This window comes from Holdemania filiformis DSM 12042 (assembly GCF_000157995.1).
Classification (GTDB): domain Bacteria; phylum Bacillota_I; class Bacilli_A; order Erysipelotrichales; family Erysipelotrichaceae; genus Holdemania; species Holdemania filiformis.
Map to the genome: position 1 here is coordinate 66963 of NZ_GG657561.1, position 15771 is coordinate 82733.

A 15771-nucleotide genomic window follows, 5' to 3' on the forward strand; every position below is an offset into this window, starting at 1 on the left:
GGCGATCTGCATCATCGGCGGGATCAGCAGCAGATCGGAGATCCAGGTGATGAACTGAATGTAAAACGGCAGGAAGATCATGCCGATCGTCGCCGCGATTACGTTGAACAGCGTATGCAGACCGGCGGTTCGTTTCGCCGCCAAACTACCGCCGATCGCCGCAAATACGCCGGTGACGGTCGTACCGATGCAGGCACCGAAGACAAACGGCATCGCCGCATTCAAGGTCATCGCCCCGGATTCATATAATTTCTGGACGACGCCGATCGTCGCGGCCGAGCCCTGGATCAGTCCGGTCAGCACCGTGCCGGCCAGTAAGCCCAGCAGCGGTTTTTCCGACATCACCTTGGCAAATTCGATGAAGGCCGGCAGATCCTTCAGCATTTTCAGCGAGTCGCCCATGATCTTCAGACCATAGAACATCAGACCGAAGCCGAGGATGATGTCGCCGATGTAGCGGGTTTTCTTTTTCTTGCCAAACGAGATGATCATGCCGCCGATGAACACGAAGTACATTGCGAACTGCTCGACCTTCAAGCCGATCAGGAACGCCGTCATCGTCGTTCCGATGTTGGCGCCCACGACGACCCCGGCCGCCTGTTCCAGCTTCATCAGTCCCGCGCGGACCAGACCGATGGTGATCGCGGTCGCGGCTGAGGAAGACTGCACGACGATGGTGACGACAATGCCGACCAGCACGGCCATTAATGGATTGGACGTATATTTGTCGATGTATTCCCGGAGCTTATGACCCGCGACATTTTTCAAGCCGTCGCCCATAAACTTGATGCCAAACAAAAACAGCGCAAATCCGCCGAGGATCATGTCCCACGAGATATCTCCCAGCGTGATCATTTCCGTCGCTACGATATTCATTTGTTTTTCTCTCTCTCCTGTTTCTTCTCTTTTCTTCTCTTGATTCACGTTTATTTTAACAGAATCATTACGAAGTTTTAACACAAATTTAACATTTCCAGACAAAATCTGACAAACTTGCGATTTCAGCGCTTCCCAACTTGTGAAAGAAAACGGGAAAAGCCGTTTGTTTTCGGTCGAAAAGAGGCAGAATATGCTATAATAGCAATGCAAAATCAAGAGGTGAAGATGATGATAACCTGTACGTTTGTCAACAAGACAAGGGAAAAGCAATGGAAAGAAAACTATCCGGATTTCCAGCGGATCGCCGAGCATGCGCTGGAGGTCTTAAACAAGCAGGGCGACTATACCATTTCAGTGATTTTCGTGAAGTCCCGCAAAATCCATGAGATTAACCGTGATTACCGGCAGGTCGACCGGCCGACGGACGTGATTTCGTTTGCGGCATGCGATGATCAGGATGAATTTGAGCTGATCGAGGAAGCGGAAGTCGAACTGGGCGATATTTTTATCAACGTGGAAGCCGCGATCAGTCAGGCCGAGGAATATGGTCATTCGCTGCAGCGGGAAATCTGTTTCCTGTTTACGCACGGGCTGCTGCACTGCTTCGGCTACGACCACATGCAGCCGGATGAGGAAAAGATCATGTTCGATCTGCAGCATGAAATTCTGGATCCGCTGGTGCCGAGGGTGTAAATGCGCGCGCTGATCAAAAAATTCAAGCCGGCGCTGAACGGACTGGTTCTGGCGGCGCAGGACCGCAGCGTGGCGATTCAGCTGGGCTTTGCGGTGCTGGCCGGACTGGCCGGGATGGGACTGGGCTTCGTCTTTTGGGAATGGGCGCTTGTGATTACGCTGGCGGCCCTGGTCATCACAGCGGAGATTTTGAACACCGCGATCGAGCGGCTGTGCGACTTCGTTCAGCCCAAACAGGATGACCGCATTAAAACGATAAAAGATCTGGCGGCGGGCGCGGTGCTGTGCGCATCCCTGGCGGCGCTGATCGTCGGGGGGATGATCGTCATCCGCCATCTAATAAGATAGAACAGGAGAAACAACGATGTACGAAAACTTAGTCAGCGAAGCCTTTGAGGCGATGAAATCCGCGTATGCGCCGTATTCCAACTATCATGTCGGCGCCTGCGTGTTATGCAAGGACGGCCGCACCTTTCGCGGCGTGAACATTGAAAACGCGTCCTACGGGGCGACGAACTGCGCTGAGCGCAGCGCGGTGTTCGGCGCGTATTCCTACGGTTACCGCAAGGCGGACATCGCGGCGATTGCGATTGTCAGCGACGGCGCCCGCATCGGAACGCCGTGCGGCATCTGCCGCCAGGTGCTCAGCGAATTGTTGGAAAGCGATACGCCGATCATCCTGTCCAATGGGAAAGAAACGATGGAAACAACGATAGCTGAGCTGCTTCCGATGAGCTTCGGCATGGAGGATCTGGCGTGAAGAGCGGCTTTGTCGCTTTGATCGGCCGGCCCAATGCCGGCAAAAGCACGCTGCTGAACGCTCTGGTCCAGCAGAAGGTTGCGATCATTTCCCCCAAGCCGCAGACAACCCGCAATTCCATCCGGGCGATCCGTACCGATGCCGATTCGCAGATCATTTTCGTCGATACGCCGGGAATTCATAAGCCGAAGCATGAGCTGGGCACCCAGATGAATAAAGAAGCCTACTCCGCGGCGTCGGGCGTCGATTTGATCTATTACCTCGTCGACGGCTCAGTGCCGTTTGGCAGCGGCGATGAATTCGTTTTGAATACACTGCGGCAGATGCATCTGCCGGTGTATCTGATTCTCAATAAAATTGATCTGCTGGAAAAAGAACAGCTGATCGATCTGTTGTTAGCGTGGCAGCAGCGGATGGATTTCAAAGAGATCATTCCGATCAGCGCGAAGACGCAGAACAACCTGGATCAGTTGATCGAAGTCACCAAGAATGATTTGACTGACGGCGTCCAGTATTATCCGGCTGACCAGGTCTGCGACTATCCGGAACAGTTCATCATGGCGGAAATTATCCGGGAAAAGGTGCTGCTGCTGACGGAAGAAGAAGTGCCGCATTCCGTCGCGGTTGTGATTGAAAGAATCCGCAAGAACCGCGAGCATCTGATCATCAATGCGATGATTCTGGTCGAACGCGATTCCCAAAAGGGCATCATCATCGGCAAGCAGGGCCGGATGATCAAGCAGATCGGCACGCTGGCGCGGGAAGAACTGCAGGGGCTGTTGGGCGAACCGATTTTCCTTGAATTGTTTGTCCGGGTGGAAAAGGACTGGCGCAACAAGAAGGCCAAGCTGCAGCAGCTGGGGTATATCCAGACGGAGCTGGAGGATGAGTGAAGCCCGGATCGAGGCGGTGATCCTCAAGCAGCAGGACTATCGTGAAAACGACGCGCTGATCACGGTGCTGTCAAAGGACTATGGCAAGCTGGGCTTTGTGTGCCGGGGCATCCGCAAGATGGCGAGCAAGAACGCCGTTTCGTGCATGCCGTTTGTGCTGTCGGAGCTGATGTTTGACTACAAGGAACAAGCCACGCTGTTTTCACTTAAGAGCGCCCGCGTTCTGGCAGCGCACCGGCATATCCGCGAAGATTTGGAGAAAATGACAATTGCCCAGGTGATGTGCGAGATTGCCGACAAGCTTTTGGAGCAGGGAGAAAGCGATCTGGAAGCGGCGGGCGAAGTTTATGAGCTGCTGAGCGTCAGTCTGGACCGGCTGGACAGCGAGACCGACAGCTATCTGATTTTAGCGCAGTTTACCGCACTGGCCTTGAAAACCGAAGGGATCGAGCCGGTTGTCGACGAGTGTGTGCTGTGCTCCAACACCCAGGTGCAGACGATATCTGTTGAAGACGGCGGTTTTCTGTGCGCGGAGTGTGCGGCGATGGTGCATGCCCGGCCGATGGAGGTCGGAGCGCTGAAACGTTTCCGTCTGATCAACAAGGCGCAGCTCGTTCATTTTGCCCAGCTGCGGCCGTATGGTCCGTGGACGAAAAAAGACGCGGAATTGCTGGTTGAATTTTTAATGCTACACAGCGGTGTAAAGCTGGAAAGTTGGCGCTTTCTGGACCGTTTAGCCAATTGACGAAAAGCGCTGATTTGTACTATAATAAACTTTGTCTATAAAAATAAAGAAATGGGGAATTGATCATGGCAGTGAAACAATTTGACACGATCGTCGCGCACGCAAAAAACTCCGGTTTTGTGTTCCAGGGCTCCGAAATTTACGGCGGCTTGAGCAACACCTGGGATTTTGGTCCGCTCGGCGTTGAGCTTAAAGACAATATCAAACGGGCCTGGTGGAAGAAGTTCATTCAGTCCCATCCGAATAACGTCGGCATCCAGGCCGCAATCTTAATGAATCCGAAGGTTTGGGAGGCCAGCGGCCACTTAAAGGGCTTCTCGGATCCGCTGATGGACTGCCGTCACTGCAAGACCCGCCACCGCGCCGATCATCTGATCGAGGAGGCGACGGAAGGCAAGGTTGTGCCGGAGGGCTGGAGCAACGAAAAGATGATGGATTTCATCAAGGAAAACCACATCGCCTGCCCGAACTGCGGCAGTCATGACTTTACCGATATCCGTCAGTTTAACCTGATGTTTAAAACGTTCCAGGGAATTCTGGAAGACGCAAAGAGCACGATTTACCTGCGTCCAGAAACGGCCCAGGGCATGTTCGTCAACTTCAAGAACGTTCAGCGCTCCATGCGCCGCAAGCTGCCGTTTGGCATCGGTCAGATCGGCAAGAGCTTCCGCAACGAGATCACGCCGGGCAACTTCATTTTCCGGACCCGGGAATTCGAGCAGATGGAAATGGAATTCTTCTGCAAGCCGGGCGAGGATTTGCAGTGGTACGAATACTGGAAAAACTTCTGCATGAACTGGCTGACCAATCTGGGGCTGAATGCTGAAAGTCTGCGCTTCCGCGAGCATACGCCGGAAGAGCTGGCGTTCTATTCGAAGGGCACCAGCGATATTGAATATCTGTTCCCGTTCGGCTGGGGTGAGCTGTGGGGCATTGCCGACCGCACGGATTACGACTTGAAAACGCATCAGGAGCATTCCGGCGAATCCCTGGAATACCTTGATCCGCAGACCAATGAAAAATATCTGCCGTACTGCGTAGAACCGGCTGTCGGTGTGGAACGGCTGATGCTGGCGTTCTTATGCGACGCTTACGACGAGGAAGTTCTCAATGAGAAGGATACCCGCGTCGTGCTGCACCTGCACCCGGCGCTGGCTCCGGTCAAGGCCTGTATCCTGCCGCTGTCGAAGCAGCTTTCCGCTTCGGCGAAGGAAATCTATGCTCAGCTGGCCGACAGCTTTGTATGCGAATATGACGAAGCCGGCAGTATCGGCAAGCGTTACCGCCGTCAGGACGCTATCGGCACGCCGTTCTGCGTCACGATCGACTTCGATACCGAGAAGGACGGCTGCGTCACCGTGCGCGAACGCGACAGCATGGAGCAGGTGCGGCTGCCGATCAGCGAATTGCAGGCGCATATTGAAGCGTCGCTGAAATTCTGATCAGAATCCGTTCGGTACGAATAGGGGGGATGACGAATGCGCCTGAGCGATGAAGAAATCACCGCGGTCAGAAACAGCGCGGATATTGCGGAAGTCATCGGCCACTATGTGCCGTTAGTCAAAAAAGGCCGTTCGATGGCCTGCGTCTGTCCCTTCCACGATGATCACGACCCGTCGCTTTCGATCTCTCAGGACAAGCAGATTTATAAATGCTTCGTCTGCGGAGCCGGCGGCAACGTGTTTACTTTCGTTCAGAATTATGAAAAAGTCAGTTTCCCGGAGGCCGTGGCGAAGGTTGCGGAAATCAGCGGCTACAAGCTTTCGTTTGATCCTTCTGCCTTTAAAACGCCGGTCGATCCGAGGAAAGACGCATTATATAAGGTGCTGGCGGAAACGATCCGCTACACGCATTATCAGCTGGGAGCGCAGGCGGGAACGCCGGTGCGCGAGTATCTGGCCAACCGCGGAATCGACGAGGCGACGATCGAAAAGTTTGAGATCGGCTGGAACGGTCCGGGCGATGAGCTGCTGCGGTTTCTGCAGGCTAAAGGCTACAACGAGCAGGACATGGTCGCGGCGAACGTCGTTCGGCTGAACGAGAGCGGTCTGCACGATGTGTTCGCCAGCCGGATCACGTTTCCGATCCACGACTCGCTCGGCAATCCGATCGGCTTTACGGCCCGCAGTATGGATCCCGAAGCGCAGAGCAAATATATCAACACGACCGAGACCGACGTCTATGTCAAAGGTCATACGGTCTTCAATTATCACCGCGCCAAACAGCCCTCCCGTCAGGAAGGGCGGGTGCTTTTATGCGAGGGTGTCACGGATGTGCTGGCCTTTTCCCGGGCGGGAATGGACAACGTCGTGGCGACGCTGGGCACGGCGTGCACTAAGGAACAGCTGCGCTTACTGCGGCAATGCTCGCTGCATCTGACATTTTGTTATGATGGCGATAAGGCCGGGCAGAACGCGACCTACAAGGCGGCGAAGCTGGCCCGCGAGGCCGGCTTTGAGGTCGGCATCGTCAGCAATCCGACCGGACTGGATCCGGATGAAATCCTGCGCCAGCACGGCGCGGAAGAACTTCGAGCAATGGTCCGCAAAGAGCTGACGTGGATGGAATTTGTCTTTCAGTATCTATCGACGCGTTATGATCTGGAAAACTATTCCGAAAAAAAAGAATTCACGCTTAAGGTGGAAGACGAAATCAAACAGCTGAGTGATGAATTCGACCGTCAGAATTTTGCCCATCAGCTGGAGCAGCTGACCGGATTTCATCTCGATCTGGGCGCAGCCCCCGCTCCGAAACCGGACAATTCCGGTGCCGGCCGGGTAAAAACAGTTCCGATTCGTTTAAATCCGTCGCGAGATGGTAAGACTAATGCAGAACACCTGATTCTTGCGCTAATGCTTACCCGCCGCGAAGCGGTAGAAATGTTCAAAGAAAAACTCGGTTTTCTGCTGAATGAAGAAAATCAGCAGCTTGCGATGATGATTCTGGATTACAGCCGGTCTCATCCGCAGCTGCAGATTGCGGATTTCATCAGTACGATCGACGAGGAAACGCTGAGACAAAAGGTTCTGGATCTTTCAGAATGGGAGTGTCCACAATTTACGCCGGAGGTCATGGACGGAGCAATCCGCCGCCTGCAGCGGTGTATGCTGGAAGAAAGAATAAATGATCTGAAACAACAGATCCTGCGCATCAGCAATCCGGAAAGCCAGGCTGCCCTTCTCAATGAACGGATGCAGCTGCAAAGAGAATTAAGGGGGTACCTTGATGAAGAAAAACACCAAGACTAAGGAGACAAAAATGCCAGTTTACAAAACGTTGGACCAATTAAAGGAAGAATTCAAAAAGACCTATCTTGCGGACAAGGTCGTTTATCAGAAGGACGTCATGGATGCCCTGGAACATCTTGATCTGACGGATAACGACATGGACGACCTGTACGAATGGTTCGCCGCGGAAGGCATCGACATCAGCGAGGACGACGATATCGAAGAACTGGAAAATATCGAAATTCCGGAAGCGGGAGCAATGACCCAGGATATCGGCGACGATCTGGAATTCCTGGCGGAAGATGCCGGGGAAGATTTTGACGAGGAAGTCGAGGATGTGGAAGTCCCGATCGATCTCAGCGAAACTTACAGCAGCTCTCCTTATGTGCGGATCAACGATCCGGTGAAGATGTATCTGAAAGAAATCGGACGGGTACCGCTGCTGAATCCGGAAGATGAACCGGAAATCGCCCGCCGGATTCAGGCCGGGGATGAGGAAGCCAAGCGGATTCTGATTTCATCCAACCTGCGTCTGGTCGTTTCGATCGCGAAGAAATACGTCGGCCGCGGCATGTTGTTTCTGGATCTGATCCAGGAAGGCAACATGGGGTTGGTCAAGGCGGTCGAGAAGTTCGACTACACCAAAGGTTTTAAATTTTCAACGTATGCGACATGGTGGATCCGCCAGGCGATCACCCGTGCGATTGCCGACCAGGCCCGGACGATCCGAATCCCGGTACATATGGTAGAAACAATTAACAAGCTGACCCGTGTTCAGCGGCAGCTTGTGCAGGATCTGGGCCGGGAACCAACGGCTGAGGAAATCGCGGAAAAGATGGAAAACATTACGCCGGACAAGGTTCGTGAGATCCAGAAAATTGCGCTGGAGCCGGTTTCGCTGGAAACGCCGATCGGCGAGGAAGACGATTCCCACCTGGGTGATTTCATCGAGGATAAAGACGCGATGTCGCCGGATCAGTACGCCAACAATCAGCTGCTGAAGGATGAGATCAACAACGTCCTGCAGGGGCTGACGGAACGAGAGGAAAAGGTGCTGCGGCTGCGCTTCGGGCTGTATGACGGCCGGACACGCACTTTGGAAGAAGTCGGTAAGGAATTCAACGTTACGCGTGAACGTATCCGTCAGATTGAAGCCAAGGCGCTGCGCAAGCTGAAACATCCGACCCGCTCCAAGCGGCTGCGGGATTTCGTCGATAAGAACTAAGGGTTATGCTGAGCGTCCGACTTAAAGCGATTGCCGACTGTGTTCCGGAAGGGACGATCGTCGCCGATATCGGAACTGATCACGCCTTTCTGCCGGTGGAACTGATTGCCTCCGGAAAGATTGAAAGAGCGTATGCCTGCGATATCGGAACCGGACCGTTGGAGCATGCCCGCGCGACGGTGGCGGAAGCCGGGCTGCAGGCGCAGATTTCGTTGATTCTGACGCCGGGCCTGGAGAAAGTGCCGCAGGATGCACAGGTCGCTGTGATTGCCGGGATGGGCTGGATGACAGCCAAGGAAATTCTGGAAAACGATTTTGAACGGCTGGGACAGTTTCAGCGGATTCTTGTGCAGGTCAACCGCGAGGTGGCTTCACTGCGCCGCTGGATCATGGATCACGGGTTTGAAATTGTTGCGGAGAAGCTGGTGCATGACCGGCATTACTATCAGATCGTCGGTTTCCGCAAGGCATCTCAGCCGGTTGTTTATACCGAAGCCCAGCTGCAGTACGGCCCGTTTCTGTTAGCGCGCCGGGAACCGGTCTTCATCGAATATTATCATTACCGGAAAGCCAAGCTGGAACGGATTGCCCGTCAGATTGAGGATCCGGACAAACGCAGCGAGATCCTGCGTCAGATCGAGGATATGAATGCGGTGATTTTAAACCGCTAAACCTAAATAAGCAGAGGGAAGGACCGTGAGGTCCTTCTTTTCTTATGATGCAGATTGGATTTCCGATGACGAGGGTGATCGAACTCAGACGTTGTTCCTTGGCCAGTCCTCTCACCGGCGAATCCGCTGTGAAAGGACAGGGGTCTGGACTTTGATTTCAAACTGCGCTACAATGAAAAAACAAAGTCAGTTCCTGATACTGACGATCATTCAGCTTGGAAGGGACAGCGGACGGCATTGGGGGCCGTTGACGCTGAAGGGGATAGTCATGAGCAATAAGAAAACAATGCTTTATCTGGCGGGCTTCTTTATAAGTCAGCTCGTTTTAGTCGTCGCGGTTTTCGGCGTGCGGAAAGAGATGGCGATCATTCAGATTTTTATCATTCTCTCGCTGGCCATTGCGATCACGCTGGTCGGCGATTTCTGCATCTTCGGAATTATCCGCAGCGTGATGCGGTATAACGAAGAAGAACTGGAGCTGCGCCGGCTCACCGAACTGAACCAGCGGAACTATCAGTTCTATCAATTCGCCGTGATGCAGCAGCAGAATATCCGTTATTTTTATCATGACCTGTCGAATCATCTGATTACCTTGGAAATCCTGAAGGAACAGGGGGAGACGGAGGAGCTGAACGCGTATGCGGAAAAGCTGAAGACGCAATTTGAGCACCAGCTGCCCGCTTACAAGACCGGCAACGTCATGCTCGATATCTTAATCCAGTACAATCAGCTTCATGAGCCGGCCTGTCCGCTGACCGTCCGCGGTGCGGTTCCGGAACAATTCGATTTCTCAGCACTGCTGCATGGATTGCAGAAACTGGCGGAAATCTGTCCGGGAACGCCGGTAACCTTGTGCTTTGAGCCGGCGCTGCGTATGGAGCTGCCAGCGGCGGAGTTCGCGCAAAAACAAAAGGAAATCGAAACGCTGAAACAGGAAAACAGCTTGTTGGACATTATCGGGGTGACGGCAGAATGACGAATTCCATTTACTATTCTTTGAATCATATTCCGCTGATGATGACCTGGGCTTATTGTTACAATGAAATCCTGCCGGTCCGCAAGAGCTACTGGCGCGATTATCTAACGTTGGATCTGAGCATCACACTGGCGGTGTTCCTCCTGTTGCATATCTACGCGCTTCCCGGATCGGTGCAGGACAATGCGGTTGTCCGCATGACGGTGTCCGCTGCGGTGATCGGGGTTGTGATTTACCTTGTGAAGCGCCCGGGGTTAAAAGCAACGTTATTTGCGCTGTTTGCTCAGCAGCTGCTTTCGATCACCGCGGAAATGGTGACGATGCTGATCACGCTGATCGGCGTGCAGTTCAGCCGCAGCGCGTATGAGAGCGCCTTCTATATGAATGTGTTTTCCTATCTGCTGCTGGACGGAATGAGCCTGTTGTTTTTCAAAGCCGCACTGAGCTTGGGGAAAAAACGCAGGCGCTCGATCGAAGGAGAATACTATACGATCGGTACGCTGCTTTTCACCTGTCAGTTTTTGTGGCTGTATATCTTGTCCTATAAACTGATTTACATCAAGGAAGCCAGTCTGGGATTGTTGACGCAGGCGCTGGGGTTTCTGATCGTGACTGACGTTGTCGTCTTTTTCAGCGCTGTCCGGATCATCCGGCAGAAGCGAAAAAAACAAGAGCTGGACACCCGCGCGCAAATGAGTGCGGAACTGGCGGCGCAGCTGGAAAAACTGGCGGAGAAGCAGGCCGGGCTTGAAACGGTTTTCCATGAAATGCACGATCCGGATGCGCAGATTGATCATCTGCAGGTACTCCGGGGACGGCTGCGAAAGCTGCGTGAAGAACTGTATTGCGAAAATCCGTACGCCAACGCTTTATTCAATTATTATCGTCAGCTGTGCGATCAGAAGCAGATCGCCGTCACCTTTGAGATTGAATCCAGTCTGAGCGGGATTCTGGACGAGTACGATTTGAATACACTGTTGTCCAATCTGTTAAAGAATGCGGTGGAAGCCGCGGAATTCAGTGATTCTCCGTTTATTGATTTTCAGGCGGCGGAAAAAGCCGGACTGCTGCTGATCCGCTGCCGCAACCGTGTGGCAAAAAACGGGCCGCAGCCAAAGAAAAAAATCAGCGGTCAGGGAATGGCGATCATGGACGCAATTCTGCACCGCTGCCATGGCGTGCGCCGCTTCAGTCTGGATCAGGATATCGCGACGGCAGAGATCGTTGTGGAACGGGGAAAGCCGGCGAAGTCATGTTAAACAACGAACCTTTTTTCTATTTCAATCATTTGATCCTATTTCTGATCTGGGCAGCTTTTCACTGCGCTTTTCTCAATCACCGGGAGCCGTTAAAAACGCTGTTTCCCAAGCTGTATCTGGCAATTGTCATCAACTTTATTTTTAATTTTATTCTGTTTTTGGTCTTTGACGAGTTCTTTGCGGTCAACAGTCTGCGGACGCTGACGACGATTATGTTCATGCTTCTGGTCGTGAAATTCGTGGTGAAGGACTCGTGGATGAACACGGTGTTCGCTATGATCTTTCACACGGTATGCATCCTGTTTTCCGAGATGCTGGCCATTCTGGTCATGGTTGCGGCCAGCGGTTTTGATCAGGCGGCGTTTCAGGATGCTTCGTTCTTTAGCACGGCAGGTTTTCTGGTGATGGACTTTTGGAATGCCTTGTTCTTCAGTCTGGTTATTTTATTGAAACGCAAGGTATTTCCCGCGATCGACTGGCAGAAACAGGCGCGCTTGATTCCGCTGATCGTCGTACATGGGTTGTGGATTTATCTGCTTTCCTATAAATTGATCTACGCTTATCAAATTACGATGAATCTGACCGCTTTTTTCATTGGATCCTGGCTGTGTCTGCAGGGATCGGCATTTTTCCTGATCCGCAGCCTGCTGCGAATGAAGGCTGCGCGTGAAAATGCCGAACAAAAACGGGAAAATAACGAGCGCATTCAGGCGCAGATCCTGACGTTGTATGAAAAGCAGGACGTGATGGATGAGGTGTGGCAGACGGTTAAGGCCCAGGTCGGACAGGTTGATATGGATCAACTCCGCTCTGCGCAGGATCAGATCGGCGCTATCCGCAACCTGATTTACTGCGATAATCCGTCAGTCAACGCGATGCTGGCCTCATTTGAACGACAATTTGCCAAACAGGCTGTTTCTTTTCAGATTACGATTGAAGCTTCCTTGCTTTCAGGCGTCGATGATTTCGACATGAACACGCTGTTGTCCAACCTGTTAAAAAATGCGCTGGAAGCCGCTGAGGGTGCGGCGAAGCCGGAGGTTTGTTTAACGATCACCCAACAAAAACAGATGTTGTTTATCCGCTGTGTGAATTCCTGCGGTCAGCCGCGGCCGAAAAAGAAGCTGATTCACGGCAATGGAACGAAGATCATCACGCAGATCGCTGAAAAGTATCAGGGTCAGGCCCAGTGGGAGAAGGAAGGCTCACGCCTGGTAGCCGAAGTGCTGCTGAATAAAACGCAGCCGGAATTCGAAAAAGTTTCTGCGGCGTAAGATTACTTGTCATTATTTCAGCGATCTGAAATGATTGTGAAAGGATGGGATCGGGTTATCTTGAGATCCAGCCTCTGGCCGTCAGGGAGCTGTTCTGCCACTTAGGTATCAATATCGGCCGCTTACGCTGGATTTGTAGCGGACAATTTCCCTTTCGGGTACAATAAAAATGAATTAAAGGAGGGGATATCATGGCAGGTGTTGGAATGATGCTGATGATCTCGTTGGTCATCTTCGGCTTGGGCTTGTTTTTGTTTTTAACCTTTTCCCGGCGTCAGCGGCTGGGGATGTGCGGCAAGGAAACGCCGCTGGACGGAAGTCCGCAGTCCATCGTGATGGCTGGCGCAGGTCTGGCACTTTTACTTTTTCAATGGGATTCGCCAGCTTCTCCGCTGCAATGGCTGATGTTTGCGGCCGCCGCCGCGGGTCTCGTTTTATTGGCGCGCAGTTTGCGCCAGGGCTTGTTCGCCGGAGCGGCCTTACTGCTGCTGGCGGGAATGTTGATGAAACTGGTTTGGGACGATGAAGTGATGAAACAGCTGCTGCCGCTTGTCTTTTTGATCAGCTATGAATGTGCGGCGGCCGGGTTTATGGTCCATTCCACGGAAGCCGGAGTGCGCCGGCGGCTCGAGAGCTTGATGGGGTGGCTGGCGTTGTTGTTTGGGATCGCCTTTTTAGGCCGCAATAACGCGCAGTGGCTGCCGCTGCAGTCGTTGTTACAGCTGATCTGTGCCTACAAAGTTTATTCCCGGGCGCTGGATTTCCGCGAACAATTCTATTTTGTGCAGAAGCAGCAGAGGATTCGGCAGTTAAAACCGATTCAGGCAGGTATGCTGGTCATGATCTCAGCGCTTTTGTTAGCGGGGGTGCAGGCAGGGCTGATGCGGTCTGAAAGTAAAAATGCCCGGTCTCAGGTCTGGGTATACCGGACAGAGGACGAACATCTTAGCAACCTGATCGTGATCGAGGGGGAAAAACTGAAACTGAACCTGGCTTATCCGGTCAGCGACGCTTATTCGGATACGCGAATAAAGCTGCGGATCACGGAGACGGAAAGCGGCGAAGTTGTTTATGAAACGGAGGAAGCGCTGGATGATCAACGAACCGAACCGGGCAGTTATTGGATCATCAGCGAATTGCCGGGAACGAATCTCAGCGCCCGCCGGCCGGTTCCCTGGACGGTGACCTGGTCTGTTCTCAAGGACGAAACGGTCCTTGAAACCCAGACGTTGAGCTGCGAGCCGCTTAGGCTTCCGGTCTTTGCGGGTGAGGGTCAGTATTTCCAAATCCGCAATCTGACCGCGGGTTATGGTTACTTCTCTTCCCCGGATGTGCAGGCGAGGAATACGCTGCGGATCAATCTGCTGCGGTTTCGGAATCTGGGATATCAGATGACCATGTTTGACGCGCAGGATCAGCCGGTTATTGAAAGCTCCAGCAACGGAACGATCCGCGGCAGTCTGACGTTAAGCCAAAGTAACTCAGGATGGGGCGTAAACTTTGATGATGAGGAAGTGGTCCGCGGAGAAATCACAATCTGGGTCAGCGACGCGAAGGGGAAAAAGTTCTATGAGGAAACGATAGAGCTGGTGAAGCAGCCATGATCAAACTGATCTGCCGGCCTGAGCATGAGGCCCAGCTGCGGGAAAAGCTGAAGCCCTTTGACGCGCTGGATCTGACACTGGTCGAAAAAGGGGTTGATTATGACTCGATTGGAATTCTGTTTCAGATGGAGGATCTGGCGGAACTGACCGCATTCCTCAATCACCATTTTCTGCAGGAAAAGCGGCAGACACTGACCGGGCAGCATGAGGGACGAACCTATGTTGTCGCACTGGCGGACGTGCTGTATATCGAAGGGCTGCAGCGGGAAACGTTCGCCTATACCGCCAGCCGGTGTCTGCAGCTCAACCGCAAGCTGTATCAGCTGCAGGAGGAGTTGTATCCGCGTCAGTTTATCCGTATCAGCAAGTCGTATCTTGTTAACCTCGCGAAGGTCGAACAAATTGCCCCAAGCTTTAACGGCCGGCTGACGCTGGTGTTAAGCGGAGGCGTGCAGCTGGAGGTCAGCCGCAGCTATGCGCCGCATTTCCGCAAAGCGATTGGAATGGAGGGAAAACGATGATCGAACGATGGCTCTATCAAATCCTGATCGGGATGGCGATTCCCCTGACGGCCAGTTTCTTCAATCCCCGTGCGGCGTCGCCGGATGGAATCTGGATTGTACTGACCGGCATTGGCTACGCGCTGTTTTTGGAAAGCTACCGGATCTGGATGCAGTCGCTGCGCAAAGGACAGCCTTGGATCACGGGCGGAAGCCTGGTGCTGATCGCGCTGGTGGTTTTCAGTCATTTTACGCTGGAACGCTTTCTTCTTCTGATCGCGCTGGGCGTGCCGATGATGCGGCTGACCCGATCGCTGCGCCAATATTCGCTGGCGCTTGATCACTTTAAGCAGCGGCTCGCGGAAGAAAATGAAGATCCATCCACGACCGGGAAGTGCTGAAAAGAATTCAGAAAAGGAAGAAGGGAAACCGATGAAAGGGGAAGCGATTTTTTCATGGCTTCATCAGGATGCGGATCCGCAGAAACCGCTCGTCGTGATGATGTGCGGCGTGGCCGGAGCCGGGAAGACAACGCTGGCGAAACAGCTGGAAGCCGAGGGGTATCTGCGCTTGTCAATTGACGAGGAGGTATGGCGGCAATATGGCCGGTATGGCGTGGATTATCCACCCTCAGCCTATGCCGCGTATTCAGCCGCAGTTGAGGCCCAGCTGCAAGATCAGCTGGTGAAAGCGATTCAAGAACATCGGCCGGTGGTCATTGATTTTAGTTTCTGGAGCCGGAAGAAACGCGATGCTTACCGCCAGCGGATTGCCGCGGCCGGCGGTCAGGCCCGGCTGCTCTATTTAAAAGCCAGTTCGGAATGTTTGCGCCGCCGTCTGCGTCTGCGGGCGCAGCGCCGCGACGCCAATGCCGCATTTGAAATCACCGGCGATATTCTCAACGGATATCTTCAGGACTTTGAAGCGCCGCAGGGAGAAGGAGAGCTGGTGATCGATCAGGATCAGTCCGCGGATTTTCCTTGCGCTTAGAAGCCGGACAGGGACGGAGCGGAGGTCTCCGACTTGTACCACTGTGCAGCAAACCATAAAAAAAGATCCGGAATC

17 protein-coding genes are annotated in these 15771 nt (G+C 53.2%); 16 read left to right on the forward strand and 1 reads right to left on the reverse strand.

Translation table 11 applies throughout. From position 1 onward, the window contains the following. On the reverse strand, positions 1–876 hold an 876-nt coding region (locus tag HOLDEFILI_RS12975), incomplete at its 3' end, for a Na/Pi cotransporter family protein (RefSeq protein ID WP_039865023.1). Positions 877–1107: 231 nt separating this feature from the next. Here HOLDEFILI_RS12975 and ybeY point away from each other — a divergent pair. The 16 genes from ybeY (at position 1108) to HOLDEFILI_RS13055 (ending at position 15696) form a co-directional block, all read left to right on the forward strand. After that, positions 1108–1572, forward strand: a complete 465-nt coding sequence (gene ybeY / locus HOLDEFILI_RS12980) for an rRNA maturation RNase YbeY (RefSeq protein WP_156788964.1) — start codon at positions 1108–1110, stop codon at positions 1570–1572. Then, positions 1573–1920, forward strand: coding sequence for a diacylglycerol kinase (locus HOLDEFILI_RS12985; RefSeq protein WP_006060214.1), 348 nt, complete (start codon positions 1573–1575; stop codon positions 1918–1920). Between the two features lie 16 nt (positions 1921–1936). After that, positions 1937–2332 carry a cytidine deaminase gene (gene cdd / locus HOLDEFILI_RS12990; protein ID WP_006060215.1) on the forward strand — a complete coding sequence of 132 codons (396 nt, stop codon included), beginning with the start codon at positions 1937–1939 and terminating at the stop codon, positions 2330–2332. Beyond that, positions 2329–3225: a GTPase Era gene (gene era, locus HOLDEFILI_RS12995; protein WP_006060216.1), complete on the forward strand. Its 897-nt coding sequence runs from the start codon at positions 2329–2331 to the stop codon at positions 3223–3225. The genes cdd and era overlap by 4 nt, the downstream gene beginning before the upstream one ends. Then, a complete protein-coding gene (recO, locus tag HOLDEFILI_RS13000; protein ID WP_006060217.1) occupies positions 3218–3970 on the forward strand; it encodes a DNA repair protein RecO in 753 nt (250 codons plus the stop codon). Before era ends, recO begins: the two co-directional genes overlap by 8 nt. Positions 3971–4035: 65 nt before the next feature. Beyond that, entirely contained in the window at positions 4036–5412 is a 1377-nt protein-coding gene (locus tag HOLDEFILI_RS13005; RefSeq protein WP_006060218.1) for a glycine--tRNA ligase, read from the forward strand. Positions 5413–5448: 36 nt separating this feature from the next. Then, positions 5449–7218 carry a DNA primase gene (gene dnaG / locus HOLDEFILI_RS13010; protein WP_006060219.1) on the forward strand — a complete coding sequence of 590 codons (1770 nt, stop codon included), beginning with the start codon at positions 5449–5451 and terminating at the stop codon, positions 7216–7218. Then, positions 7196–8422 carry an RNA polymerase sigma factor RpoD gene (gene rpoD / locus HOLDEFILI_RS13015; protein ID WP_006060220.1) on the forward strand — a complete coding sequence of 409 codons (1227 nt, stop codon included), beginning with the start codon at positions 7196–7198 and terminating at the stop codon, positions 8420–8422. Before dnaG ends, rpoD begins: the two co-directional genes overlap by 23 nt. A 5-nt stretch (positions 8423–8427) precedes the next feature. Beyond that, positions 8428–9093, forward strand: coding sequence for a tRNA (adenine(22)-N(1))-methyltransferase (locus HOLDEFILI_RS13020; protein WP_006060221.1), 666 nt, complete (start codon positions 8428–8430; stop codon positions 9091–9093). A 268-nt stretch (positions 9094–9361) separates the two neighbouring features. Then, positions 9362–10069 (forward strand): hypothetical protein, encoded by a 708-nt coding sequence (locus tag HOLDEFILI_RS13025; RefSeq protein WP_039865025.1) that lies wholly within the window; start codon positions 9362–9364, stop codon positions 10067–10069. Beyond that, the gene (locus HOLDEFILI_RS13030; RefSeq protein ID WP_006060223.1) at positions 10066–11328 is read left to right on the forward strand and encodes an ATP-binding protein; all 1263 of its coding nucleotides are present in this window, start codon (positions 10066–10068) and stop codon (positions 11326–11328) included. The genes HOLDEFILI_RS13025 and HOLDEFILI_RS13030 overlap by 4 nt, the downstream gene beginning before the upstream one ends. Continuing rightward, the gene (locus tag HOLDEFILI_RS13035; RefSeq protein ID WP_006060224.1) at positions 11322–12602 is read left to right on the forward strand and encodes a GHKL domain-containing protein; all 1281 of its coding nucleotides are present in this window, start codon (positions 11322–11324) and stop codon (positions 12600–12602) included. Before HOLDEFILI_RS13030 ends, HOLDEFILI_RS13035 begins: the two co-directional genes overlap by 7 nt. A 191-nt stretch (positions 12603–12793) precedes the next feature. Next, positions 12794–14206, forward strand: coding sequence for a hypothetical protein (locus HOLDEFILI_RS13040; RefSeq protein WP_006060225.1), 1413 nt, complete (start codon positions 12794–12796; stop codon positions 14204–14206). Then, a complete protein-coding gene (locus HOLDEFILI_RS13045) occupies positions 14203–14727 on the forward strand; it encodes a LytTR family DNA-binding domain-containing protein (RefSeq protein WP_006060226.1) in 525 nt (174 codons plus the stop codon). The genes HOLDEFILI_RS13040 and HOLDEFILI_RS13045 overlap by 4 nt, the downstream gene beginning before the upstream one ends. Next, positions 14724–15107, forward strand: a complete 384-nt coding sequence (locus HOLDEFILI_RS13050) for a hypothetical protein (RefSeq protein WP_006060227.1) — start codon at positions 14724–14726, stop codon at positions 15105–15107. The genes HOLDEFILI_RS13045 and HOLDEFILI_RS13050 overlap by 4 nt, the downstream gene beginning before the upstream one ends. 31 nt (positions 15108–15138) lie before the next feature. Further along, a complete protein-coding gene (locus HOLDEFILI_RS13055; protein ID WP_039865026.1) occupies positions 15139–15696 on the forward strand; it encodes a P-loop nucleotide/nucleoside kinase family protein in 558 nt (185 codons plus the stop codon). Positions 15697–15771 lie beyond the last annotated feature (75 nt).